Origin of the sequence: Paeniglutamicibacter terrestris (assembly GCF_012271785.1) — a bacterium.
GTDB classification, from domain to species: domain Bacteria; phylum Actinomycetota; class Actinomycetes; order Actinomycetales; family Micrococcaceae; genus Paeniglutamicibacter; species Paeniglutamicibacter terrestris.
In genome coordinates this window covers 90,302-114,426 of record NZ_JAAWVT010000008.1, presented here as the reverse complement: position 1 = coordinate 114,426, position 24,125 = coordinate 90,302, and the positions used below count along the sequence as shown (strand labels likewise).

Annotated in this window: 22 protein-coding genes; 12 read left to right on the top strand and 10 right to left on the bottom strand. The window is 60.1% G+C overall.

The genetic code is table 11. From position 1 onward, the window contains the following. Positions 1-163 precede the first annotated feature (163 nt). Positions 164-1,261 (bottom strand): ScyD/ScyE family protein, encoded by a 1,098-nt coding sequence (locus HED64_RS15260; RefSeq protein ID WP_168152849.1) that lies wholly within the window; start codon positions 1,259-1,261, stop codon positions 164-166. A 681-nt stretch (positions 1,262-1,942) separates the two neighbouring features. On the opposite strand from HED64_RS15260, the gene truB reads away from it, so the two are divergent. From truB to HED64_RS15245, 3 genes are all read left to right on the top strand, one after another. After that, positions 1,943-2,821 carry a tRNA pseudouridine(55) synthase TruB gene (gene truB / locus HED64_RS15255; RefSeq protein ID WP_132362518.1) on the top strand — a complete coding sequence of 293 codons (879 nt, stop codon included), beginning with the start codon at positions 1,943-1,945 and terminating at the stop codon, positions 2,819-2,821. Positions 2,822-2,892: 71 nt separating this feature from the next. Continuing rightward, complete coding sequence (locus HED64_RS15250; RefSeq protein ID WP_168152848.1) at positions 2,893-3,267, top strand: hypothetical protein; 375 nt, start codon at positions 2,893-2,895, stop codon at positions 3,265-3,267. Further along, complete coding sequence (locus HED64_RS15245) at positions 3,264-3,758, top strand: hypothetical protein (protein WP_168152847.1); 495 nt, start codon at positions 3,264-3,266, stop codon at positions 3,756-3,758. Before HED64_RS15250 ends, HED64_RS15245 begins: the two co-directional genes overlap by 4 nt. Positions 3,759-3,880: 122 nt before the next feature. Here the strand turns inward: HED64_RS15245 and HED64_RS15240 are convergent, their stop codons facing one another. Further along, a complete protein-coding gene (locus HED64_RS15240; RefSeq protein WP_168152846.1) occupies positions 3,881-4,492 on the bottom strand; it encodes a DUF937 domain-containing protein in 612 nt (203 codons plus the stop codon). A gap of 174 nt (positions 4,493-4,666) precedes the next feature. Between HED64_RS15240 and HED64_RS15235 the strand changes: the two genes are divergently transcribed. The 4 genes from HED64_RS15235 (at position 4,667) to rpsO (ending at position 7,353) form a co-directional block, all read left to right on the top strand. Further along, complete coding sequence (locus HED64_RS15235) at positions 4,667-5,614, top strand: bifunctional riboflavin kinase/FAD synthetase (protein WP_168152845.1); 948 nt, start codon at positions 4,667-4,669, stop codon at positions 5,612-5,614. Positions 5,615-5,681: 67 nt separating this feature from the next. Then, a complete protein-coding gene (locus HED64_RS15230; RefSeq protein WP_168152844.1) occupies positions 5,682-6,422 on the top strand; it encodes a class I SAM-dependent methyltransferase in 741 nt (246 codons plus the stop codon). A gap of 132 nt (positions 6,423-6,554) precedes the next feature. Then, positions 6,555-6,764 carry a hypothetical protein gene (locus HED64_RS15225; protein WP_168152843.1) on the top strand — a complete coding sequence of 70 codons (210 nt, stop codon included), beginning with the start codon at positions 6,555-6,557 and terminating at the stop codon, positions 6,762-6,764. A gap of 319 nt (positions 6,765-7,083) precedes the next feature. Further along, a complete protein-coding gene (rpsO, locus tag HED64_RS15220) occupies positions 7,084-7,353 on the top strand; it encodes a 30S ribosomal protein S15 (RefSeq protein ID WP_132361571.1) in 270 nt (89 codons plus the stop codon). Between the two features lie 95 nt (positions 7,354-7,448). Here the strand turns inward: rpsO and HED64_RS15215 are convergent, their stop codons facing one another. Both HED64_RS15215 and HED64_RS15210 read right to left on the bottom strand, forming a co-directional pair. After that, positions 7,449-8,222: an isocitrate lyase/PEP mutase family protein gene (locus HED64_RS15215; protein ID WP_168152842.1), complete on the bottom strand. Its 774-nt coding sequence runs from the start codon at positions 8,220-8,222 to the stop codon at positions 7,449-7,451. 248 nt (positions 8,223-8,470) lie between these two features. Next, positions 8,471-9,205 carry a hypothetical protein gene (locus HED64_RS15210; RefSeq protein WP_168152841.1) on the bottom strand — a complete coding sequence of 245 codons (735 nt, stop codon included), beginning with the start codon at positions 9,203-9,205 and terminating at the stop codon, positions 8,471-8,473. Positions 9,206-9,750: 545 nt separating this feature from the next. On the opposite strand from HED64_RS15210, the gene HED64_RS15205 reads away from it, so the two are divergent. Then, the gene (locus tag HED64_RS15205; RefSeq protein WP_168152840.1) at positions 9,751-10,488 is read left to right on the top strand and encodes a YceI family protein; all 738 of its coding nucleotides are present in this window, start codon (positions 9,751-9,753) and stop codon (positions 10,486-10,488) included. 257 nt (positions 10,489-10,745) lie between these two features. Here HED64_RS15205 and HED64_RS15200 read toward each other — a convergent pair whose 3' ends face one another. Further along, positions 10,746-11,111, bottom strand: a complete 366-nt coding sequence (locus tag HED64_RS15200) for a hypothetical protein (RefSeq protein WP_168152839.1) — start codon at positions 11,109-11,111, stop codon at positions 10,746-10,748. 679 nt (positions 11,112-11,790) lie between these two features. Between HED64_RS15200 and HED64_RS15195 the strand changes: the two genes are divergently transcribed. Further along, a complete protein-coding gene (locus HED64_RS15195; RefSeq protein WP_168152838.1) occupies positions 11,791-13,026 on the top strand; it encodes a serine hydrolase domain-containing protein in 1,236 nt (411 codons plus the stop codon). A gap of 386 nt (positions 13,027-13,412) precedes the next feature. Here HED64_RS15195 and HED64_RS15190 read toward each other — a convergent pair whose 3' ends face one another. From HED64_RS15190 to HED64_RS15170, 5 genes are all read right to left on the bottom strand, one after another. Further along, on the bottom strand, positions 13,413-14,327 hold the full coding sequence (locus HED64_RS15190; protein WP_168152837.1) for a hypothetical protein: 915 nt from the start codon (positions 14,325-14,327) through the stop codon (positions 13,413-13,415). A 335-nt stretch (positions 14,328-14,662) separates the two neighbouring features. Further along, positions 14,663-15,442 carry a type 1 glutamine amidotransferase domain-containing protein gene (locus tag HED64_RS15185; protein ID WP_132361557.1) on the bottom strand — a complete coding sequence of 260 codons (780 nt, stop codon included), beginning with the start codon at positions 15,440-15,442 and terminating at the stop codon, positions 14,663-14,665. A gap of 181 nt (positions 15,443-15,623) precedes the next feature. Further along, positions 15,624-17,087, bottom strand: a complete 1,464-nt coding sequence (locus HED64_RS15180) for an amino acid permease (RefSeq protein WP_168152836.1) — start codon at positions 17,085-17,087, stop codon at positions 15,624-15,626. Positions 17,088-17,544: 457 nt separating this feature from the next. Next, positions 17,545-20,007, bottom strand: a complete 2,463-nt coding sequence (locus tag HED64_RS15175; protein WP_342590742.1) for an Ig-like domain-containing protein — start codon at positions 20,005-20,007, stop codon at positions 17,545-17,547. A gap of 23 nt (positions 20,008-20,030) precedes the next feature. Then, positions 20,031-20,657: a hypothetical protein gene (locus HED64_RS15170; RefSeq protein WP_168152835.1), complete on the bottom strand. Its 627-nt coding sequence runs from the start codon at positions 20,655-20,657 to the stop codon at positions 20,031-20,033. Positions 20,658-21,143: 486 nt separating this feature from the next. Between HED64_RS15170 and HED64_RS19940 the strand changes: the two genes are divergently transcribed. The 3 genes from HED64_RS19940 to HED64_RS15160 all read left to right on the top strand — a co-directional run bounded on the left by HED64_RS19940 (position 21,144) and on the right by HED64_RS15160 (position 24,097). Then, the gene (locus tag HED64_RS19940) at positions 21,144-21,716 is read left to right on the top strand and encodes a hypothetical protein (RefSeq protein WP_245326033.1); all 573 of its coding nucleotides are present in this window, start codon (positions 21,144-21,146) and stop codon (positions 21,714-21,716) included. Positions 21,717-21,742: 26 nt separating this feature from the next. Continuing rightward, on the top strand, positions 21,743-22,729 hold the full coding sequence (locus HED64_RS19935; protein WP_245326032.1) for a DUF4389 domain-containing protein: 987 nt from the start codon (positions 21,743-21,745) through the stop codon (positions 22,727-22,729). Positions 22,730-22,945: 216 nt separating this feature from the next. Beyond that, on the top strand, positions 22,946-24,097 hold the full coding sequence (locus HED64_RS15160; RefSeq protein WP_168152834.1) for an acetate/propionate family kinase: 1,152 nt from the start codon (positions 22,946-22,948) through the stop codon (positions 24,095-24,097). The last annotated feature ends 28 nt before the right edge of the window (positions 24,098-24,125 follow it).

Genomic DNA, 24,125 nt, shown 5'->3' with positions numbered 1-24,125 from the left:
AAAAATGCCGGTACACCTTGCCTGAACTGGTTTGGTTTGGATTGAGTTTTGGATCCAAACACAAAGAAGCCCCGCCGCGAGGAACGAGGTGCTGCATGGTTCCAGTGTCCTTCGCGGAGGGGTTTCTTTATTCCCCCAAGGAATACAACAGGTAGAAGCCTCACTATTTGATGGTGGCGGTCACCAGCTTTCCGGACGGTGTCAGGGCCTCGGTGCCGGCGATCAACTTGTTGTTGTGGATGGCGACGTCGCTGGCCATCTGTGCCGGCAGCACGCTCACGGCATGTCCGTTGACGATGCGAGAGATCCCGCCGCCAAAGAGCTCGGACACATAGACGTTGCCCCGCTTATCCAGCGCAATTCCGGTGGGTGCGCTCAATCCGGTGGCAAGAACCTGGGTCTTCTTGGTATGCAGATTCATTTTGTAGACCTTGCCGCTGGATAGCGACTCACCCGGTACCCCGGGCAACACGGTGTAGTAGAGCCAGTTGCCCATGATCGTGATGTCGGTGGGTACTGGTTGGGCCCAATAGGTGTGGCCAAGCATGCAATCAGGGACGGAAAGCCCCATCCCCTCGGCGAGGTCCCGCACCGCCTCGGTCACGGTGATCGGTTCGGCCTTGAGTGCCTTGACCAGTGATACCTTGCCGTGATTGTTCACATGCAGGATCGTATTGGCTCCCGCATCACCTACATAAACGCCGTTACGCGCCGGAACGCTGGAGAACGGGTGGGAATAGAGCTCGCCGGTGGATTGCATCCACGGGGCATCCGCCAAACAACTTGCGCTGGCATCGCGCACCCCATAGACCGTGGATCCGTCCGGGTCATGCGTCTTCTCGAACTCCGTGATGTCGGTGATGGTGTGGATCTTGCCCGACTTGTTGATTGACTTCAGCAGTGCGGGTGTCGCCCCGCTGGGTGGCTCCTCGCCCGTGGCCCCAGCATTCTCGAAGTAATACGTGGTTCCACGCTCATGTGAGACGCCGACGATTTCTTTGCCCGGCGCATTCACCAGCGTTTTCTTTTCCCCGGTGGGTGAGATGGAGCTGAGTTGGCCAGCGAAGTCCTCGGCGACCAAGATATTGCCATGGGGTCCAAAGGCAACCTTGAGTGGGCCCGCCAGACCTTCGGCGAGCGTTTTGACGTTGGAAATGGTTGGTGCGGTGGGATTGTTATTGCGGGCCTGGGAGGGGGTGACGCTCAGCGTCACCGTCAAGGCCGAAGCAGCGGCTACTGCCGCTACGGTACGAAACTTCATGATGAGTTTCCTAGCCAATAGATCTGGACGCAACGAGGGTGCGTTGCGTGAACGATCGAGCTGGCTCGTTTCATCTTTCATCACGCGACATGCAGCCGGGCAGGAAAATGAGCTTGCGCAGCTTTTTATTTTCGGGCGCGGAGCGATGCCCCTGGCTCATTCTGTCGATGATGATATTTTGCTACGAGTGACGCCGTTAAAACGGGGACGTGGGCGTTGGATCCCCCCAGAGGTTCCATGCCCGATGCGAGTGTTCCGGCTGAGACCGGGTAGAGACGACGCTATGTTTCGCGCTGGCCTAAGTCAATGGCGACCGGAGAGTAACAAAACCGATCAGTGGATTGGTCATCGGGTGAGCTGTCATCAGCCCGCGCGGAGCCGGTGGAGCCAGATCGTTCGTGGTAATCAGCACACGCACTCATCTCGAAACACCGAAGATCGGTAGTTTGTGCGTGGGGTTTGGGCGGAATGTTGGACGGTAACCGAGACTCTCGCGCCCTGTGAAAAGTGGCTGATTGACGCCCTGTGTTGAGCAAGGGTCGCCGCGATCCGGCGAGCCGAGGCGTATTCGCGGGCGCTGGGTCGGGGAGGAGGGAGTCCAAAACACGGGTAAGAACGCCATCAGGTTGGCGGCATATACTAGAGGGCGTGAAAACTGTTCCGGAGCAACCCACCCAAGCCATCGGCTCAGGCCTGGTCATCGTCGACAAGCCTCAGGGCTGGACGAGCCACGACGTGGTGGGCCGCACCCGCCGGCTAGCCGGAACCCGCAAGGTCGGCCATGCCGGAACCTTGGATCCGATGGCCACCGGCGTGCTGGTGCTGGGCATCAACAAGGCCACGCGTCTGCTGACCTACATCGTCGGCGCCCACAAGACCTACACCGCCACCATCCGTCTGGGCGAGTCGACCATCACCGATGATGCCGAAGGCGAGATCGTGCAAACGCGGATTGCCGCTGCCCTGACCGAGGAAGCGATCCACGCCGGCATTGCCAAGCTCACCGGAGACATTGAGCAAGTTCCATCTTCCGTCAGCGCCATCAAGGTCAATGGCGAGCGCGCCTACGCCCGAGTGCGTGCCGGCGAAGAAGTAAAGCTTGCCGCTCGCTCGGTGACCATTCGTCGTTTTGAAGTGCACGATATTCGCCGCGAACGTGGTGGCAAGATTCTAGACATCGATGTGACCGTGGAATGCACCTCCGGAACCTATATTCGTGCTCTGGCCCGCGACCTCGGTGAAGACTTAGCCGTGGGCGGCCACCTGACCGCGCTGCGTCGCACCGAGGTTGGACCCTACACGTTGGACAAGGCTCGCACGCTGGAGCAGTTGGCCAAGGACTTTGAGTACCTGCCGCTGGAAGATGCAGCAGACGCTTTGTTCACCCGTCGTGATTTGACGGAGAAGGAGCGCTCCGAGCTCTCCTTTGGTCGTCGCATCAGCTCAAATGAGACCGATGAGGTGACGGCCGCCTTCGCTCCGGATGGAACGCTGGTGGCACTGCTGAAGAACAAGGGCGCCGAGGCCAAGCCCGAACTGGTCTTCGCCACCGCTTCCTAGTGACTGTTGCCCGGAGGAATCGGGCATCAAGACCAAGGAAGAATCACTATGTTTAAGGGGTAACCTCCGCCGTGATCGTTGACGGATTCTTTATAGCCGGAGCCATTCTGTGTGCCCTGGCCGTTGTGCTGGGTGTGGTGGCAACCATCATTCGTGATTACCCGGACGATTTTGCCCTGATCTCCGTAGCACTGCTGGACGTGTTCCTGATTGTCTACGGAATCGGAGCGGCCATCCGGCAAGCCGGCGGTCAGCCGCTGAACGGTGAACCCTGGGAATTTTGGGGTTATCTGATTACCGCTCTGCTGGTTCCAGCTCTTGCCTTTATCTGGGCGGTGACCGATAAGTCGCGCTATTCCAATACGGTGCTCGCGGCGTCCGGCGCGGTTGTATTTGTCATGTTGTACAGGATGGAACAGATTTGGGACGGGGTGCTTCCGGCATGAGTGACGATGGAAAAACTGGGGTGAAACGCTCGCGCATTGCTGACGCAGCGTCCCGCGGTAAGACCAAGAATTCCACCAAGGGATCCAACGGCGGGCGCAGCTCTGGCCTCGGGCGAATCATCATCGCCGTGTACGGCGTGCTGGCGCTCTCCGCCACGGTGCGCGCGCTGTACCAGATCACCCAGGACTTCTCCGGAGCCCCGCTGGCCTACACGCTCAGCGCCGTAGCGGGCGTGGTCTACATTGTGGCCACCCTCGCTCTGGCCTCCAAGAAGCCCGGTAGCTGGAGGCTCTCCTGGTACGCGGTCCTTTTCGAATTGGTGGGTGTGCTGGTGGTCGGTGTGCTGAGCTTCGCCGTACCGCATCTCTTTGCCCACCCGGCTGTCTGGTCGCACTTCGGCTCTGGCTACGGCTACGTGCCGCTGGTCTTGCCGATGATCGGGCTCTGGTGGCTCTCCCGCCACCGCGAGAGCACAACCGAGACACACTAAGTTCCTCGGACACCCAATAAGAACAACAGCGGGCCCGTTCCTTTTGAACTCCAGCACCGATAACGGTGCTGGCTCTCTTAGGGACGGGCCCGCTGGCGTCTGTTGTCTGGGACGGAAAAGGACTACTTCTTACCGAAGAGTCCGCCGAGAATGCCGCCGAGATCCAGGCCGCCGGCGCCCTGGGGATTTGCGGTGCTCGATCCCTGCTGCGCGCCGCCGAAGAGACCCCCGAGGATTCCGCCCAGATCAATTCCACCGGCCCCCTGCGCGGTGTTACCGCCCGCGGAGCCCAGTAGGCCGCCGAGGATCGAGCCCAAGCCGCCCGAAGAATTACTGGCCTGCTTGGCCAGGAACGACATGACCAACGGGGCTAGGATCGGCAGTGCCTTCTTCACCAGATCGCCCAGGTCAAAGCCGCCCGGGGCAGCGCTGGTCAGTGATGCGGCAAGAGCGTCCTGGTTACCGCCCAAGGCGTGCTGGACAATCTTCTGGCCGTCTTCGGTATCAACGGCGTCGATGTCCACGCCACCGTCCAGGAAAGTTGCGTCATGCTGGGCAATGGCCGAGTTTAATGCTTCCTCGCCTTCGGGGGAGGAAGCATTGCTGTTCAGGCCCGCCAATAGCGAGGGGAGGGCAGCGGCAGCGGTGGCACGAGCGGTCTCGGTATCCACACCCAACTTTGCGCCCAACTGCTCCAGTGGGATCATCTTCAACAGTTCGTTAATGTCTGCCATCAAGTGCTCCTTTGAATTGGGCGTCCAGGATGACGTCCCTGCGCCCATCCTAGGTTGTGAACGCCCGGATTGGGGGAGAGCCACGAGACAAAAATCGGTAGTTGGAGCACTTGTCGTCCATAATGGTAATGGCCGCCGAAAATGTGGCCGCAACTAACCCCGCTAAGGAGCAACGTGCACTATTGGAAAGGCCTTGAAGCCGTACCCCCCGGCATCGGCCCATCGGTAGTCACCATCGGCAACTTCGATGGGGTGCACCGCGGTCATCGTGAGGTCCTGGCAGCAGTTGTCGCCACCGCCCGCGAACGCGGCGCCAAAGCAATTGCCATCAGTTTTGATCCGCATCCGGCACAGGTTCACCGCCCCGACGCAGCCCCCGAACTCATAATGGGTCTAGAAGACCGGATCGAGACCCTCGCCGATGAGGGGCTTGATGCTCTGCTGATGATTCATTACACCCTTGAATTCTCCAAGGCCACCGCCGAGGAATTTGTTGCCAAGATTATCGTTGGCGCATTGAACGCCTGCACCGTGGTTGTTGGCCACGATGTGCGCTTTGGCATTGATAATTCCGGTGACTTCGACGTCATGGTCGCTCTGGGCAAACAATATAACTTTGATGTCATTGGCATCGAGGATATTGGGGATCACCGCCGCTGGTCCTCCACCTGGGTTCGTGAGGCACTGAACCGCGGAGAAGTTGGCACCGCCGCCCAGATCCTCGGACGCCCTCACCGCATGCGCGGTGAGGTAGTGCACGGAGCCGCACGCGGGCGCGAACTCGGCTTCCCCACCGCCAACCTTGACCCAGCGGCTTCAGGCATCATCCCGGCAGACGGCGTGTACGCCGGCTGGTTGGTAGATGAGGCGCAGATGCGCTGGCCAGCCGCCATCTCCGTTGGTTCCAACCCGACCTTTGAAGGTGTCAGCCGACAGGTTGAGGCCCACGTGATCGACCGCCCGGCCGAAGGTGTGGAGGACTTTGACCTCTACGGCCAGCAGATCGTGGTCGAGTTTGTGGAGCACCTGCGCCCGATGGTGGCATACCAAGGAGTTGAGGCGCTGGTGGATCAGATGCGTGAGGACGTTCAACGCACCCGCACGGTCTTGCTTGATGCCTGATTCCAAGCCTCCGCTTCCCGGAATGGCGCCGCGGCCCGTTCCGGGGTTGCCTTTGCGTGCCTTCACGATGAATGCCACACGCCGGGCAGAACTCGCCACCGCCTTCACCATTGGTGGCTCGCACTATGACTCAGTACGTCCGGCCTACCCGGATGCCGCAATTGACTTCATGGTGCCGACCGGGGCGCAGGATGTTGTTGACGTTGGTGCGGGCACGGGGATCTTCACTTCGCAGCTATTGGACCGTGGGCTGAGCGTTCGCGCCGTGGAACCCTCCGAAGATATGCTCACCGTTTTGCGTGAGCGACTTCCTGATCTTGAGGCCACCTCGGGCACCGGCGAGAACACCGGACTCGAAGAGAAATCGGCCGACGTCATTAGCTACGCCCAAGCGTGGCACTGGGTTGATCCGAAGGCCGCGAGTTCGGAGGCAGCGCGTGTGTTGCGTCCCGAGGGCCAGCTGTCTTTGGTGTGGAACCAATTTGATGTCTCCATTTCATGGGTCCACCGTTTAGCACGGATCATGCACGCCGGAGATGTACATCGCCCCGACTTCGTTCCACCCTTGGGGCTCGAGTTTCAGACTCCAGAATCCGGGGCATGGACGTGGGAACAAGAATTAACCGGTGAGCAGGTGATCGAGCTGGCCAAGTCACGCAGCTACTACCTGCGTGCCGGGGCTGCGACCAGGGCAAGAGTTGAACACAACCTGACCTGGTACCTCTTTGATCATCTGGGGCACCAGCCGGGGGAGCCGTTTGCGCTTCCTTACCTCACCCATGCCTGGCGAGCGAAACCACGCTACTGATTGCCCCATGAAATTCTGGCCGTGGCGACGGGCATCATCGGAGCTGTGTTATTCAGCGACTGATCTGCAGTTCATGCTACTGTCGGTGCCAGAAGAGGCAGCACTGAAGCACGGCGAGTCCTAGGAGTCGACATGAGTAAAACGCTGTTAACCGCATTCGTGTTAATGGCTCTGGCGGGAGTGGTGCTCATCCTCTCACTGCCGCCGTTGTTTGATGCGCATCAGCCAAACGAGGAGTTGCTCACCGTGGTATCGGGTACAGCCTTCGTAGCGCTTACGGCCATCGTGGTTATCCTCCGGAGTCTAAAGCTTCGCACTCCCAATGCCGCTGATGTCGAGTAGAGCAGTAGCCCCAGCATCTCCCAGGGACCATAGACAACTTCGTACAGCGGATTGAATCACCCTTGTTCCGGATGAACGCGGAAGTCATTTTGACCGCTGAAAAAGGCTCCGCATTCTTGCCGGCGTCCCTTTTGGCGAAGTGAATTGGTGGCGGCACGCGTTTATAGTCCGCTGCACTTCAAGTGGTGCGCATCTCGAAGGGTGTCATGAGGGCTTATATATTTGCTAGACTTGACGACGGTGCCCGCTGCAGTCCGCGGTTGCGAGTGCACCTGCCGGTAACGGTGTAAGGAAACGCGGTACAACTCTAGGAGTTATTGTGGCATTAGACGCCGCTATCAAGCAGGAAATCATGAAGGCCTACGCAACCAGCGAAGGCGATACCGGTTCACCGGAGGTTCAGGTTGCCGTTATGTCACGTCGTATCCTCGACCTGACCGAGCACCTGAAGATGCACAAGCATGATCACCACACCCGCCGCGGCCTGATGGCCCTGGTTGGCCGTCGTCGTCGTATGCTTGCATACCTCAAGGGCACCGACATTGCACGCTACCGTGCGCTCATCGAGCGTCTCGGCCTGCGCCGCTAGTCTTTAGCACTAGGTTTGATTGAAATTCCCCGGTTCCTGTCAAAGGAACCGGGGAATTTTTATATCCACACCTAACCCCCGGGTTGTCAGTACGATCAGCCTTGGCGGAACGTCATGAGGTGGGATTGCATCTCCCAGTACGGCGTTGCTGCCGGGAGCGGTTTGTTGCCGCGTAAGGCGTTGGTTATGCCCACGGCGGCGTCTACCGCTGCACGGTAGGGCAGGGAACCGGAACTCACGCGCCTGACTCCCAGCTTCCCCAACTCGGCCACGGTCATCGTGGGATGTGCCAACACATTCACCGGCAGTATGATCCCGGCGGTGATGCTCGGAATGTCTTGGACAGTTATTCCCGGGACAAAGATCCCGTCGGCTCCGGAATCGGCGTAGGTGTGAGCGCGACGCAGCACGGCGTCCACGGAGGAATCCTCGGCAAACCAGAAATTGTCCACCCGGGCATTGACGAAGACGTCGGGGGAGCGGTGCTTGATCGCGGCGATCTTGGAAGCGACTGCGGCTGGATCGACAAGATGCCCGGATCTACTGTCTTCGAGATTGATGCCGGCAACACCTAGATCCGCCAATGTGGCCACGAATTCGGCGACCTCTACTGGGTCGTCACTGTAGCCGTCTTCAATATCCACCGTCACGTGGATGGGCAGCTGGACCAGTTGCGTCACCAGCGCGGCAGTTGCCTGTTTGCTCGAACGGTAGCCATCGGGATAACCAGCGCTAGCCGCGAAACCAAAGCTGGTCGTGCCAACGGCGGGGAATCCCGCATGTGCAAAGGCCAGAGCCGAACCGACATCCCATGCATTGGGTAGAAGCAGGGGAGTATCAGCGTGGTGCAGTTCGTGAAACGTGGTCATGTTGTTCCCATCCCGAGCCTTCTAAACGGCGGCTTGTCCCAAGTGTATGACCCCCTTCGGAGCACCAAAAGATACGCGGTCAGGATCCCCGCACCGGCTACGAACTGATGCCCCCGGGCGATCACTACCGTCAGCCGTTCCAGCGCCCCAAAGCCTCGCACGATACTGACGACGTTGTTGAGAATAAACCGCCTCTACGTATGCAGACGGCCCGGAAACGTGAGTTTCCGGGCCGTCTTTCACTTCAATTACTTGGAGACACTCTTCGAGGTTGTTGATGCCGCCCATGTAGCGGTCGGTACCTGAAGTCGGTAGGACTTCTTCTTTGACTGCTTGATGGTGACGGTGGCCTTGCCCTTAGCCAAGTTGACCGTCTTGATCGTCTTCCATGACGATCCGGACTTAACCTGCAGCTTTGCGCCCTTGGCGTTGTACTGCGCGTAGCGGAACTTTTCCGGCGAGTAGACCTGAGCCTTGGCCGTCAGCGTGACCTTGGATCCCGAGCGCTTGGCGGTCAATGCGCTCTTGGCCTTGCCGCGGACGTAGAAGGTCTTGCTGGTGTTGTCCGTGTAGTCGCTGTAATCGCTCGAGTACTCCTTGAAGTAGGAATCGTAGTATTCGTACTCAGCGAAGATGTCGGCCGGTCCTACCTTGTAGGCGCCCAGTCCATTGAACGACGGGCAAATCATCGCACGATCTGTGATCTTGCGCCCCTCAAAACTTAGGTAATCAACGAGCCCACCCTTTCGGGTGATGTCGATGGATCCGAAGGAATCAATGAAATCCTTCTTGACCTTGGTGGACGCAGTGATCGTGAGATTTCGGCAGTTGGAGTCCGAAACCGTGATGTTCGAAACCTTGTAGCCGGTGATATCGATGGGACGTTCGCTGGCCTGGGCGGGTGCTGCCGTGACAAGTAGCCCTGCGGCCAACGTGATGGCGACGCCGAGACCGGCGCTCCGGCGCAGTAGTGATTTGATCATTCTTCTTTTCCCCCTGGAAATGCGAGTTTCATACCCGAAATTTTATGCACGAAATTTACATAATACGCAGGTCCTGTGACATTTTGAAAGATGTCGACCATTGATTGCCTGACGGATTCAAATTCTTTTTCAAAACGGCTTCAAGGTGGGTCGCCGGTATTCTTCTGACCGCTTGTGACCTCTGGCAGAATCCCGAAAGTCGCTCCAACATGCGTTTCGGATCCCGTTGGCGGTGAGAGTGGACGCTGTGTCGGCCCTCGTACCGTGTCCGTCCCATTCGAGGGCGGTCCGTGCGGAGGATAGCTGGGATTGGCGGTGCACTATTTCGGTCCGCGGCTCGAGTACCTTGTGCAGCACCAACACTCCAATAGCCGCAAAGATCCGGCCTGTTGCCACGGCGAATAGTTCGCTGTTGAGAAGCTGTGTATCTCTGGTGAACTCTTCAGAGACCAGCAGAATCCTGTCCAGGACCAAGCTTCTGATGCAATAATTTAAGGGTCAAGTAAAAGGTCGCCGGAGTGCGACGCTATCGATCGGGAGACCCCATGACCGAGAAGTCAGCACCAACCCGCCCCAAGAACAAACGCCGGCTATGGATCATTGCTATTGCTGCGATCGTGATCATCGCTGGTGTATTTGTTGGTAGCCGCATCTACGCCGCTAACGTGTCAGCAGAAGCGGAAGCGGTGCCGACGTTGTCTGCGCCGACAAATGCCGGAGCATCGAGCACGTCCGGCGCCGCCAGCGGAACCATTGCCGCCACAGATCGCAACGGGACCTGGAGTGTCGGTTCCGGATCCTATGCGGGATACCGACTGGATGAAGTTCTCAACGGTGCTGACGTGACGGTTACCGGGCGTACCGAGGACGTCAGCGGTTCCTTGACCGTCAAGGATGAGAAGCTCACGGCCGCGGATCTGAAGCTGCAGGTTGACACCATCACCACGGACTCAGACCGCCGAGATTCATACTTCCGCACCTCTGCCATCGATACATCGCAGTTCCCCGAAGCGACCTTCGCGCTCACTAAGCCCGTCGATGTATCCGCGACACTCGACGGCGACACCAAGGAATTCGAGATTACCGGGGATCTAACCCTCAACGGTCAGACTGTGTCAGTGACGTCCACGGTGCAGGGTGCGTTCAGCGACGGATCAGCGCAACTGGTGGGTCAGATTCCTATGACCTGGGAAGATTTTGGCGTCGAAGCGCCGAACTTGGGGTTCGTCTCGGTGGAGGACACTGGGTTCATCGAGTACTCCTTGAACGTGACACAGGGCTGATAACGAGGAAGTGTTTGCGGGGAGCATGATCGCGTTAATAATCTGACAGGCTTTCGGATCATCTGACCATTCACTCTTTCAGTAGGGCCACCAGACCTACTTTGCAAAGTGGCAGTGCGTTGTCTGGTTCGTAGGAGCAGATCCGTCATCACGGTACATGGGTGTCGAAATGACTGGCCCGAAGCCTCAGTGGCCTGTGCGGCTGGAATTACTCCAACCGCACATGCCCTTGGCCTGTTGATCTGCCACATCGGACGTTAAGAATTGCACGTCGTGCCGAAACTGTCAGTGGCTTTTCCGGCCCAGACGACGCCTCCTTCGGAACAGAGAAGGACCTCAAAGGCTAGGCCGTTACGCTCTGCCCGGAGGCGGGATTCATTGTCCTCGATGACGTCCCAGCCTGCCATTGTCAGCGTTGAGCGATAGTGCTCCAGCGCATCAATGTCTTCTGTGAAGACAACCTGGCGGTCGCAGCCACCCACGCCACTTTCCCCGCCGGCACTGAAGAACCCGATGCGCTCGATGGAATCAAAAATCCGTTGGGATTCCTGCTCGGCGGCCGCAGTCTCGGCCGTCTCTGGATCGCTGGAGTCGAGGCCCATGCATTGCGGGGTCGAATCCAACTAACGATCAATCTTCTGCCGTTGTGCCAGCGAAGTGACGGCGAACACCCCGAACAACACATGATGAAAGGGATGGTGATGGCCAACAATCGCGTCCATGGCGCTCGGGCGACTATTAAGGCGATGAGCCCAACAATCAGAACGGGAATAAGGGCCATTCCGGACAACCCCGCCGTCGGACCCCAAACCAAACCCTAAAGGGCAGTGCCGGTAACGTCTCCGTACTCTGCCGTGAAGGCGTAGTGCGCCAGCACGGCCAGCAAAGCTAGTGCCGATTCAACGGCGAGGAGTGCAACAACGGTAACGCGTGGGCGAGTGATTGTAGTTTCCGTGACTCAGTCTAGATTCGAAGCAACATAATATCTTCAGTTGCATTTGATATTTATCATGTCAGTACGTTCGGTATGGCTCCAATCGAAGATTGGTCTATAAAAGCAGGTCGATAGTCTTGCAGACGAGTTGATTAACGGCGGTGAAGGGGCAGAATAGCTACATTTTCGTTCGCGCGGGTACCTCGCTCGTTCCTTGGCTGACCGCAGGAGATTTCCAATGGGGGAGTCGGCGCTCATACGTCATATTTATCCAAGTACGGAGCCGCGAGCAAATGAACTGGTTCCCGAGGTTACCCAATGGTAATGTCCCTATATTCAATGGGGCAGCAACGAATAAGGAACGCACAATGGACGGCACAAATCTGGACCACGTCCCCGCCGGGGTAGACGCGAACAATTGGAAGTTGCCCGAGAACCTGCGCTGGTCCTTCCAACACATGGCCGACTTCCTGCCCACGGCAGTTATTTCCCGCGGAGAAGCGCCAGTGGCACAACTTCCTGAGGCACACCGCGACCTGGACTCGGTGATGATCCTCCCGAGTCTCCCCGGGGGAGCACCAGTGAGTGTCGGCTCGGTCATGGCCACCACGGAGACCGACGGATGGATGCTGATGCACCGCGGGGCGGTGCTCACCGAGCAGTACTTCGGAGAGATGACGGCAGCAAGCCCGCACCTACTGATGTCCATGAGTAAGTCGCTCATCGGCGCGGTTGCCGGCGCCTTGTGCGACTCGGGGGTACTTGATGCCGATGCACAATTAACCGATTACCTTCCTGAGCTGGCCCAGGCGGGTTATGCCGGGGCCACGGTGCGCCAGCTGCTGGACATGCGTTCGGGCATCGATTTCTCGGAGAACTACCTGGACCCAACTGCCGGAATCCGCATGATGGAGCAAGCCATCGGTTGGTCTGCCTTCAAGGCCCCAGGTCCCACCGGCATGTATCCGTTCTTGCGCACCTTGCTGCGCAAGACGGCCCACGGCGGGGTCTTTGAATACCGCTCCTGCGAGACCGACATGCTCGGCTGGGTCTGCGAGGCTGCTGCCAAGAGCCCGATGGCCACGCTGATGTCAGAGCTGGTGTGGGGCAAGCTCGGCGCCGAATCAAACGCCACCATGGGAATCGACCAGCTCGGCACCGGAATCTTTGATGGCGGAATCAACGCCACGATGCGTGACATGGCCCGCTTCGGTTCTCTCGTCCTGAACGGGGGCAGCTCTCCTAGCGGAGAGCAGGTGCTCTCAAGCGAATGGATCACCCAGACCCTGGCCGGGGCACCGGATTCTCGCGATGCCTTTGAAGACAGCCCCGTCGATAACCTCATGCCCGGCGGGATGTACCGCAACCAGATGTGGTTCCCATACCCCGGTGACGACGTGGTGCTGTGTCTAGGGATCCACGGACAGATGGTCTACATCAACCGACCAGCCGAAGTAGTGGCAGTGAAGTTGTCCAGCTGGCCGATCCCGCAGGATCCGGCCAGGCTTTTCCCCACGCTGCGCGCCTTCGACGCGATCTCTGCTGCACTACTGGTGGAGGTCAATACCGCGGCTGCTCCGGTGGCACCGGTCGAGGCCGCCTAGCAGCCGGACTTCGAAAATTTAGGTGCCACCGTTATTCGGGACAAAACCTATGCGTAATTAGGTCAATTAGCAGATCTTGGAAGGGAATATCGTTGACGCGGCGCTTTCGAGGCAAGTCGCGTTCACCGATGATCGCCACAGGCTGACGTGCAGAGAAAGACTCACTCGGGCACTGGTGCTGGCGTTGGGCCGAAGGACGTGTGTTGTGCAATATGAATGTCTAATTTCTGGATTACTTCGAGCGGATTCCGCCGCATAATTGACTGCGATGTCTCATTGGTGTCCAGGGTGATTTCTTGCTTTGATGTGTCCTGCAGCCATGCACAAAATATGGGCGATCTCGCTATCGGTCATCATTCCAAGTACGGATGTTTCGAGTAGAACTACTACTTCTTTTTGGGGTCGTTTCCAACGATGGGAGTGGCGCCTCCATCATCCATCGGGACTTGTCCGTTAGCGCCATTGCCTTTACTGGCTTCGCCCGAACCGACTGCCGCGGCCCCGAGGCCGAGCATTGCACCCAAGAGCCCGGCTCCTGCCTCAGAGCTTAAGGTCTTGGACGCCATGAGCGCACCGACTACGCCGAGGCCAAAGAGTAAAACGACCATCCTGCCCCAATTTTGGATGGCAAAGGGAAGTGACAATCCGCTGGCTGTTTTCGGGGCAATTTTTGAAGCAACGATCGATATCATGAACGGTGGAATTGACTGGTTTTCCGCGCTAGCTCCAACAACATAAGGTCCACTTTTTTCGAACGTGTGCTTGAGGAAATGTTGAGTGCTTCCATCGACTTTTATTCCGTCGATCGTCCACAGAATCTCCAACAGTTTCTTTGGGGGCTGCGTGTCGGCGAATAGTTGAGTGCTGAGGACGAAAGCCAGTTCTTGGCCTGAATAGCCTATCGCCGGACCGACAATCTGTGCGGCAGCTGGTTCGGCCTGTACTCGCCTGATCGCTTGGTTTGCAGCTCCACCTTCATCGGGATAGGCATCGCCAGAAATCCCCGCATAAGCGGTGCCACCGGCCAAAGCCGTTGTCATGAACTCTAGAAGTGCCCTGTGGTATTTCATCGCGAAGAACAGAGCCGTCGCGATAACCACAAACGACGCAATCAGCATGAAAGTGGAAAGGTTAAAATTTGCGGGGGCAGGTGCGGAAGAATTTCCAGGTGAAGGACTGGGCTCCGGGCTGCTCGTTGCTGTGGCAACCGTCCGAGCTCCTGTTAGCGCGAAAGTCAGGAGTACAAGCGCGGTGGTGGGAATGATGATTGGGATCCGTCTCTGGACCGTCTGGATCGACATATTGATTCCCCAATTCAAGAGCAAACTCAGCGGGCAGATATCGCCTAGTCACGTCATTGTGTGCTGCTGCAGAGTGTAAGTCAATGGAAGGGCAGCGGAATGCCGGCGAAGGCGAATGTTGCACCTCTATTTACAATCTCCGATGAGGCTATCCACGGTTCTTCAACAGAGCCAACAGGCGGATTCCACGATGGAAATCTCGAGAGAAATCTTGAACCGCGAAAGTGAGAGTCTCACGGTTGGCCATAATCCGCGGCATCGCAATGCATCCTTAAAGACGACTGGCGGTCGTCCCATCGATGGGACGACCGCCAGTTGCGAAGTGCTGGAAGGTATTAGTGCTCGTGGTGGGTTTCGGCTGCCTTCTTGGCCGCCTTTTCGGCGTCCTTCTCCGCCCGAAGCGCGTCGGCCTCGTCGTGTTCTTCGGCCTTCTCCTGGTGGATGATCTCCGCCAGAAGTTTTTCCATCTCCTTGGCCACGCCCGCAGCGGAGGCAGGGTTCTGACCGGTCACCAGTCGCTCGTCCACAACCACGTTCTCCGCCCAGTTTTCTGCTGGCACGTGGGTGGCGCCCTGTTCGGCGAGCCGGTCAGCGAGGAAGAACGGGATGACCTTGTCCTTGCCAGCGGCGATCTCTTCGTCGTTGGTGAAGGCAGCGACCCGTCGGTCCTCAACGAGGCGGAACCCGTTCGCCAATTCAACGTTCACCAAGCCTGCCGGTCCGTGGCAGACCGCACCCACCACGCCGCCGGAGTTATAGACGCTGGCCACTAGGTTCTGCAGGCCTTCGCTGTCCGGGAAGTCCCACATGGTGCCGTGGCCGCCCACCAGGTAGACGGCGTCGTATTGGCCGGGGTCAACCACGTCGACGCGGGCGGTGTTGTAGAGGCCCGCGCGGGTGGCCTCGTTCTCGGTGAAGGCAACTTGGATGGGATCTTCGGTGTCGACCGTATCTCGCGGGGGCTGGCCGCCCTTGATGGAGGCAAAATCGACAAAATGCCCGGAATCCTTGAAGACCTTCCAAGGGTGTGCGGCCTCGGCCACGTTGTAGCCGGTCGCCTCTCCCGTATCGCCGATCTCGGAAACGCTGGTCAGAACCATGAGGATTTTCTTCATGAAGTGCTCCTTTCGTCCACTTTCCACCCTATGCGGGGGCAATCCGCCTGCCAACCGCCATGTGGCGCGTGTCTCCTGAGTGTTGCCCTAGAGTTCGCTGACATTAGCCCGCATCTAGGACCCGAAACGTGATTCCTGAGATGCGCGGTGAGGGACTGACCCATGCTGGCAGCACAGCTGCCTAGGTTTCCGCGGACGGCAACCCGTTGACTTTGGCATGCCGTGGGCTGTTGGGGTTCATCAGTGAGTGCTTGCGACCATAAAGGAAGTAGATGGCCAGACCGATAACCAGCCAGACACCGAAGCGCAGCCACGTTTCCCAATGCAGTTGCAGCATCAAGAAACCGGAGGCCAGCATGCCGAAGGCCGGGACCACGGGCATGAAGGGGAGCCGGAAGGTGCGCGGGGCGTCGGGCTTCTTGTAGCGGAAGATGATCACGGAGAGGCAGACGACCACGAAGGCGGCCAGGATGCCGATGTTCGTCAGATCTGCGACCGCCTTGATGGGGAACACTCCGGCCAAGAAGGCGGAGGCGATGCCGGCGATCCAGGTGACACGTTGTGGTGTGCCGTGGCGGTCGGTCTTGGCGAACCAACCAGGAAGCAGCCCGTCTCGGCTCATGGAGAACCAGACGCGGGTCACCCCGAGCAGGAAGGTGAGCATCACAGTGAGGATGGACAGCACCGCGAACACGGAGATGATCGTGGCAATGACCGGGAGCCCGACGCCGTTGAATGCGGAGGCGAATCCGGCGGTTGGGTCGATGTCCTTATAGTTCTGCATGCCGGTGAGTACCAGCGTGGCTGCGACGTAGAGGAGCATGGCGATGATCAATGAATAGATGATCGCCTTGGGCATGTGTTTTTTACCATCTGTGGATTCCTCGGCCGCGGTGCTCATCGCGTCGTAGCCGAAAACGGCGAAGAATACCGTAGCGGCCCCGGCCATAACGGGCCCGAATCCGCTGGGCATAAACGGATTGTAGTTCCCGGTGTCGATGTAGAAGATGCCCAGACCGATAATGAAAAGGATCAACACGACCTTGATGGCCACGGCCACCAGTTCGAAGCGCCCGAAGGCCCGGGTCCCGCGCGAGAGGATCCAGGTCACCAGGATGCAGACGGCGATGGCGGGGATGTTCACGATGCCGCCGCGGCCCTCATCCGCGGTGGAGGCCGCCCAATCGGGCAGGTTGAGCCCGATCCCGGCGAGGAAGGCAGAGAAGTAGCCGGAAATGCCGATGGCCACGACCGCCACGATGGCGATGTATTCCAGTAGGAGGTCCCAGCCGATGAACCAGCCGATGATCTCCCCGAGGGCCACGTATCCGTAGGTATAGGCGGAGCCGGCGCGGGGGATCATGCCAGCGAATTCCGCGTAGGACAGGGCAGCGGCCGCGGAAGCCAGACCGGCGATCAAGAAGGAGATCAGGACGGCGGGTCCGACGCCTGGTTCGGTTGCGCTGCCGTGGGCCACCAAGCCCGCTAGGGAGAAGATGCCGACACCGATGATGCCGCCGACACCAATCGCGGTGAGTTGCCAGAGTCCGAGCGACTTGGCTAGGCCGCTGTGTTTGCTCTCTTCCTCGATGTCGTCGATGGGTTTGCGCCGCAAGATGGACTGGGCTTTATCTTTTCCGTTCATGAGGGACTCCTGCCTTGACGTGTCCAGCATTTTTGGCCGCCTCGTGAGCCAAGCGGTCTTCTCAGATCAGTATGCGAGTCTGTCCGCGATTACTAAAGACTTGCGAAGCCGGGGCTCCGGACGGGATCGGTTGGTCGGCTGCGTGGATGGCCGGTCGCAGAGCCGTGGTGTTGCCCTCGATTAGCGTTTCGTCTTGGTCTTCGGCGGCACTGAATTAGAACCGCAGCGCAGGTATTTTTCGGCATTCACACTTTGCCCCGCACCGGGGAAGAGGAAGACTCGAGGTAGAACAGCGACGCTGAATGTGGCGATCCGATCGCGCCACAGGGGCCGACGAGCAGGCTTGAGATCTTTTGAGATTCATCATGACCTCTTGCTTGGAACGTATACCCTGCTCCAGGATCTTCGAAGGCACACCAGTGCACTGCCACGCTGGATGCACGGTTATGTGCCCCGGCTAGAAATCCCTGTCGGGCGTTCCGCTCTCGATGACTGGTGCGACTGACGATGCGACGCCGGTGGTGCTGGTGACGGAGGACAACGGAGTCCAGATCATCGCGCTCGTCGTGGTGGAAGCGCGGAGGCTGCCGGCCCCCGATGTGGGGGCTCCCAGGGTTACGGTCACCACGGTTTTGGGGACCCCGGCGGTGGTGATGGTGCTGGCCCTCATGGTGGCGCTGAAGGTGACGGTCTTCTTGGTCTTGGCGAAGTTTCCCTTGGTATTCACCGAGCCCAGGTTCACCGTGCTGCCCGGCCGCTGGATGTCCACAATGTCTGCGCTGTTTCCGGTGCCTAGGCCCTGAACGTTGCCATCTCGCAGGCGAAGGGTCACCGGCAAGTCCGCCCCGGCCCAGCCCGGAGTGACGGAGGCAAGGTTGACCTGCTGGCTGTAGGTGAAGCTCAGGGTGTCCCCGGCATCGATCTTGCCGGCCGTCCCGGTGCCGTTGACTGTCTGCACGTCGGCGCCGCGCAGCGGGCTGTTGTCCACGCGCCGAGACGTCACGGACGCGGAAATCGTTTCCTTGCCCACGGCGTCGGTGAGGATGGCGCGGAAGTCGTACAGACCGTCGGCCACGGTCCGGGTGTCCCAGGAACAGGAATACGGGGTCGCTGCGAGGGTGCAGCGTGTTATCCAGGTATTTGTCCCGGCCGGCGAAGATTGGATCCGGACACTGCCCACGCCCGAGGTCGAGTTCGCGGAGGCCGAGAGCGTGGTCTCTCCCGTCAGGTAGGTACCCGGATCATCCAGGGACACGGAGGACACAGTGTTGTCCACCAGCCTGTTGGCGATGGGAGCCGAGGTGGTGCTGTTGCCCGCCTCATCGGTGGCAACGGCCCGGAAGCTGTAGGAGGCCGAGGCGAGGGCCGTGGTGTTGTAGCGGCAGGAGTAGGGCGACTCGGTGATGCTGCAGAGCGGTGTCCAGGTACTGGTGCCCGTGCGGGCGTACTGGATCTGCACCTGGGCGACGCCCGAGTGGGCATCTGCGGCCACGGCTGCGAAGGTGCTGGTGCCGCGTAGGGGTGTGCCGGGGTCATTCATGGTGATAGTGGGTGCCAGGTTGTCCACCAGAATATCGGTGGTCGTGTCCGAGTAGGTGGAAATTCCGCCTGCAACAGCCACGGCGCGCAGATCGTAGGCATCGTTGGCGAAGCTGCCCGTGGGCCAGGAACAGCTATAGGGGGAGGAAGGCATCTGGCACAGCGTGGTCCACTTGTTGGCGCCCTCCAACGAATATTCCACCCGAACAGCGTAAGCAGTGGCGCCCGGGCTGTTGAGGGTGGCGGCGAGGGCGACATTGCCGCGCACGATATCGAGTGGAGCCTCGAGGCCGATCGAGAAGGTGTTGGCCACCGTGGTCTGGGTTGGGGATGTGGTGGTGACCAAGCCCGAATTGTCTGTGGCAATCGCGCGCAGACCGTAGGCTCCGTCCGGCACTGATGCGGTGTTCCACTGGCACTTGTAGGGTGCGGATGTTGTGGTGCACAGCGTGGTCCACGCACCGTTGGGCGGCAGGTACTGGATGGCGACGCTGCGGATGCCCGTTTCGGCATCGCTGGCCTCGGCGGTCAGTGCGACGCTGGCCCGGACCGTGGTTCCGGGGCTGTTCAAAGTGATAGTTGGCGGCGTCCAGTCTGCTGCTGTGCCGAAGGTGTTGGAGGCGTTTGCGGTGGAGGCGGTGAAAGCGGCCGAGGAGAATGCGGTGGTTGTCGCCATGATGAGGGCAGCCAGGACGGCCATGATGGCAAGTGCAGCACCGGTCTTCCAGCGACGGGAGCGGTGAGCGTTGGGAGGGAGGTCGTCGCCGTCCTCTTCTGCTTTATCGTCGTCGTCTTGATCCTCGTCTTCAAGCTTGGAAGGACGGTCACCGAACACTGCGACGAGGACCGCGAACAGCGTCAAAAGACTCCACCAGGAAAGCGCGGCGAGGTTTCCGCTGCCCAACCAGAGCCCGGGGAGTCCGACCATGGGGACCAGGAGCCTGGCCTGGCCGGTGATCTGTCCTCGGTCCAGTGGGGTACTGTCCACCTCGACGTTCGCGTCGCCCGCGGTGACAAAGGTTCCGTCGGGGTTCTCGGCAACGATCCGGTGCAACCGCGTCTTTTCTACCCCGCTGGGTTCGGCCTCGGCCGGGCTGGTGTACTGGACCACTCCGCCCACCGGAACCTGCTGGGTGGCCCCGAACTCCGCAGCGAGCACCACGTCGCCGGCGCTGATGTGTGGTTCCATGGACCCGCTCTGGACCACGGTGCTGTGCCAGCCCAGCAGGGCGGGCAGCATCGCGATCAGGGCAAGGCTCAACAGCACGCCCAGATACAGCCGTGCGGCAATGCACGCCAGAAGCAGCGTCCAGCCGTCGGCGGGAAACAGCGGGGCCCACCGGGAGAGGTTCCGGGCGGACCCGGGTTCCTCCCGGTTCACAGAGTAGTTCTACCGCGGCCGCTCTACGGTGTTGTAGGGGAGTCGTCGGACTGGAGCTCCCACACCAGGTCGATGCCCACGCGGGCACCCTGCAGGGCATTGATTTCGCTTTGGCTCATGCCGCTGGTGTCAAAGCGCCACGTCCCGCGGTAGCTTCGAGTTTCACCGGGTGTACCGGCCGTTACCCAGGGAGAACCGCCGCTGGCGAAATCTTGGTTGGCCGTTGAGAGGGCCGAGAGGCTCATTTCCGGGACATTGTTGGTGACCGAGGTGAAGCCGGTGCAGTCATTAAAGGAGCCGCCGGTGCCCTGTTCAAGGTCGAAGAAGATCCGGTCTTCGAGGCCCTTGGCGCTGATCAGGTTCTGCGTGTATGCCTTCACGACTCCGGGAACATTGGATCCTGAGGTGACGACGATGCATTTTTGGCCGGTCTGGCCAGGGACGATGTTTTCCACCGTGAACGCGGCAGCACCTAGGTCATCGTCGGTGAGGACCACGTTGCCGGTGCTCCAGGCGTTACCGGCATTGCGGGTGGAGGCGGTGAAGGCGGCCTGGGAACCCTGCCAGACCATGGTCCCGGCGATCAGGATGGCCAGCGGGGCGGCGCCGAACATGGCGACCTTGCGAAGACGTGTGGATGGGTTTTTCATGAGGATTACCTTTGGCTTGGGAATCGGACGAAGCGAATGACTTACCCGGATCGACACAAAGGTCAAACCGTCTTTCCCCAAGCCCCCCTCGATCATTAAACACCGAACTGTATGGGATTGGCTACCGTTTCGTGTGGAGTCTCAATTTATTGCGGTATCCAACCAATTTTGACTTCTCAACTCCCTTTTTTGTGCTCCAGTTAATGGGCGCTTCCGCGCGCAGGAGGTGTCAAATGGGGTGCGGTTTCCCGTGCTGGTGCATCTTCACATCATTAGTATTCGATATCGAGAAAATCGCGATTGGAAGAGGAAAATTTTACTGTCTTCGCGCCTGCCCACGGTGTGGCTCCACGCCAACGCCCGGGTCGTAGTCTCGGTTCTGCGCTTGGCCCACGCGGCAATGCTCAGCGCACCCAAGATCCTGCCCACTAGCCATAGGTGTTTACCCCGCACGGAGGTACAGTCACGAGCATCGAAAGGATTGACATGGCCTCCCACGCTGTCCCACCGTTGGCACCCTTCCCCTCGAGGTCGGCCCGCATGAAACCAGGACATTGGGTCTTATTGGTCCTTGGCGTGCTGCTAGCCGTCCTTGGACTGGGCCTGACCGTCGGCGGAGCCGTGACGCTGGGAGCCAACGCAGCCCAGCGCGACGGCCGCTACCTGGTGGGTGATACCGAGAACTACCGGAGCACGGGATATGCATTGACCAGCCCGTCGGTGGTGCTCGATGCCGGGTCCGAGAACATGTCTGCCCTTCCTCCGCTCGGGGATCTGGCCAGCATCCACGTGCGCGTGACCAATGCGGTCCCGGATACCGAAGTCTTCGTCGGAATAGCCGACGTCTCCGATATCGATGTCTACTTGCAGGACGTGGCCCGCTCCTCCCTGGGGACACCACGTTCGCAGCTGCCGACCCATGGCCGGGGCGCTCGCCGTGGGCGAAGGACACCGCGCGGACGACGGCGGGGAACCGGGTCCCAGAACCCCCGGGGGAACAGGATTTCTGGAGAGTCTCGGCCTCTGGGCCTGGTGCCCAAGAGATCTCGTGGGACTTAGAGCCCGGGCGATGGGCACTGGTGGTCATGAACGCCGATGCCGACGCTCCGGTGTGGGTGGACCTGCAGGCCGGTGCCCGCTCTGATCTGCTCGGTCCAATTGGTACTGGACTGCTGGTCGCGGGGCTGATTGGCTTGGTCCTCGGGATTCCCCTGCTTTTGCTGGGAACAGCGTGGCTGGGGCGGGACATCGACGCGGCCCGTCCGAGTCCCGGTCAAGGCCCCGGGGCAGCCCTAGCGGAGCATGCGGGGCGGGGACAGAGAGCATTCTCGGTGTATCCGCTCAGCTTGACCGGTGTGCTGGAGGGCCGGCTGTCGCGAGGGTTGTGGCTGGTGAAGTGGTTGCTGGCGGTGCCGCACTACTTTGTCTTGGCGTTGTTGTGGGTCGCTCTGGTGGTGACGACCATCGCGGCCGGGGTCGTCATCCTGTTCACCGGCCGCTATCCGCGCTCATGGTTCTGCTTCAACGTCGGTGTGCTGCGTTGGTCCTGGCGGGTGGGATTCTACGGTTACTCCGCGTTGGGCACCGACCGCTATCCGCCTTTCACCTTGGCACGTGCCGACTACCCCGCAGATCTTGACGTGGCCTTCCCACAGCGGCTCTCGCGTGGGTTGGTGTTGGTGAAGTGGTGGCTGCTGGCCATCCCACACCTGCTGATTATTGGCATCTTTACGAGCGGCACCGGTGCCACATGGAACGGTGGTTGGGAGGATGGCGCCGAGCTTTCCAGCAATACGTGGGGGCCTTCGCTGTTGGGGCTGCTCGTGTTGATCTCCGCAGTGCTGCTCCTATTCACGGGCCGCTATTGGCACGGGTTGTTCGCATTGATCATGGGAGTGAATCGCTGGGTCTACCGGGTCAGCGCGTATGTGCTGCTGATGCGCGATGAGTACCCACCGTTCCGCCTCGATCAAGGCCCGTTTGACCCGACCAGCGCTGCCCCCGAGGAACCGGAGCCGGTGGAAGGCAACGAGATTCCGGGACCTGGGAATCAACCGCCCACTTCCCGCTGAACCTCCGTGATCCGCCCCAGGGCTTCAGCCCCGAGGCGGATCGCACACCAGCGGCCGCACTATATTTTGGTCCGGTGGCACGTCGGCTCGCAGCATCAGCACTGACAGGAGTATGCACGTGCTTGACGCGCGATCATATGATCCACGGTCTGCCGCCAGACTCTAGCCGGTGGGTTCTCAATCGCCCATGCTCGCCCGATCACAGGAAACAGACCAATGCTTGTTCTCGTCCTTAACGCCGGTTCCTCGTCGCTCAAGTATTCGGTCCGACGATTCGACCCGGACCAGTCATTGAACGGAGGCGTGAAGATCGCCAAAGGCATCGTGGAACAGATCGGCGCAGGGGACGTGGCCGACCATCTCCAAGCCTTCGACATCGTCAGGGGCGAACTCGCCGAAGCGCTCGGCGGATGCACCGTGGATGCCGTAGGACACCGGGTGGTCCACGGTGGTGAACGCTTCACCTCACCCGCACTGATCGACAATGAAATCATCCGCGCCATCGAGCAGCTGAACGAGCTGGCGCCGCTTCACAACCCGCCCGGTGTGCAATGCCTCCGGGCAGCTACCCGAGCCTGGCCGAACGTGCCGCAGGTGGCGGTCTTCGACACCACCTTCCACCGCACCCTGCCCGAAGCTGCCTGGCGCTACGCCCTGCCGGACGAGCTCTACCGTCGGTATGGAATTCGCCGCTATGGCTTTCACGGCACCAGCGTGGAATATGTTGGACAACGGGCAGCAGCCCTGCTGGGAGTGCCGTGGGAGAAATTCAACGGCGTGATCGCGCATCTGGGCAATGGTGCCTCGGTCACGGCGGTGAATCAGGGGCGCAGCGTGGACACCTCCATGGGCTTCACGCCGTTGGAGGGCCTGGTCATGGGCACCCGGTCCGGGGACGTGGACCCCGGCGTGCTGGTCTTCCTACTGCGCAAGGGCTACGACGCCGAGAAACTGGATAACTTGCTCAACCGAAATTCAGGATTCAAGGCCCTGGCCGGGCACAATGACATGCGCACCATCACCGAGGCGGCCGCGAACGGGAACGAGGAGGCAGAGCTGGCGTTGGAAACCGCGGCGCACCGACTCGCCCGGTACATCGGCGGCTATCACGTGGCCTGTGCGGGGGCTCAGGCAGTAGTGCTCACCGGCGGTATTGGGGAGAATTCGGCCCCCTTCCGTGCCCGGCTTCTGGCCAAGCTGGGACCGTTGGGTATCAGCCTCGACGCCGCCGCGAATGAGGATGCCACCGGCGTGGAAGAAGGCCTGTGTATCTCCGCCCCGGAGTCGACCATTCCGGTTCTGGTGATTCCCACCGATGAGGAGCGCGCCATCGCCGAGGCAACGCTCGCTCTGGTTGGGGCACCGTGAAGCTCCCCGCAAGCGCTCAGGACCGAAC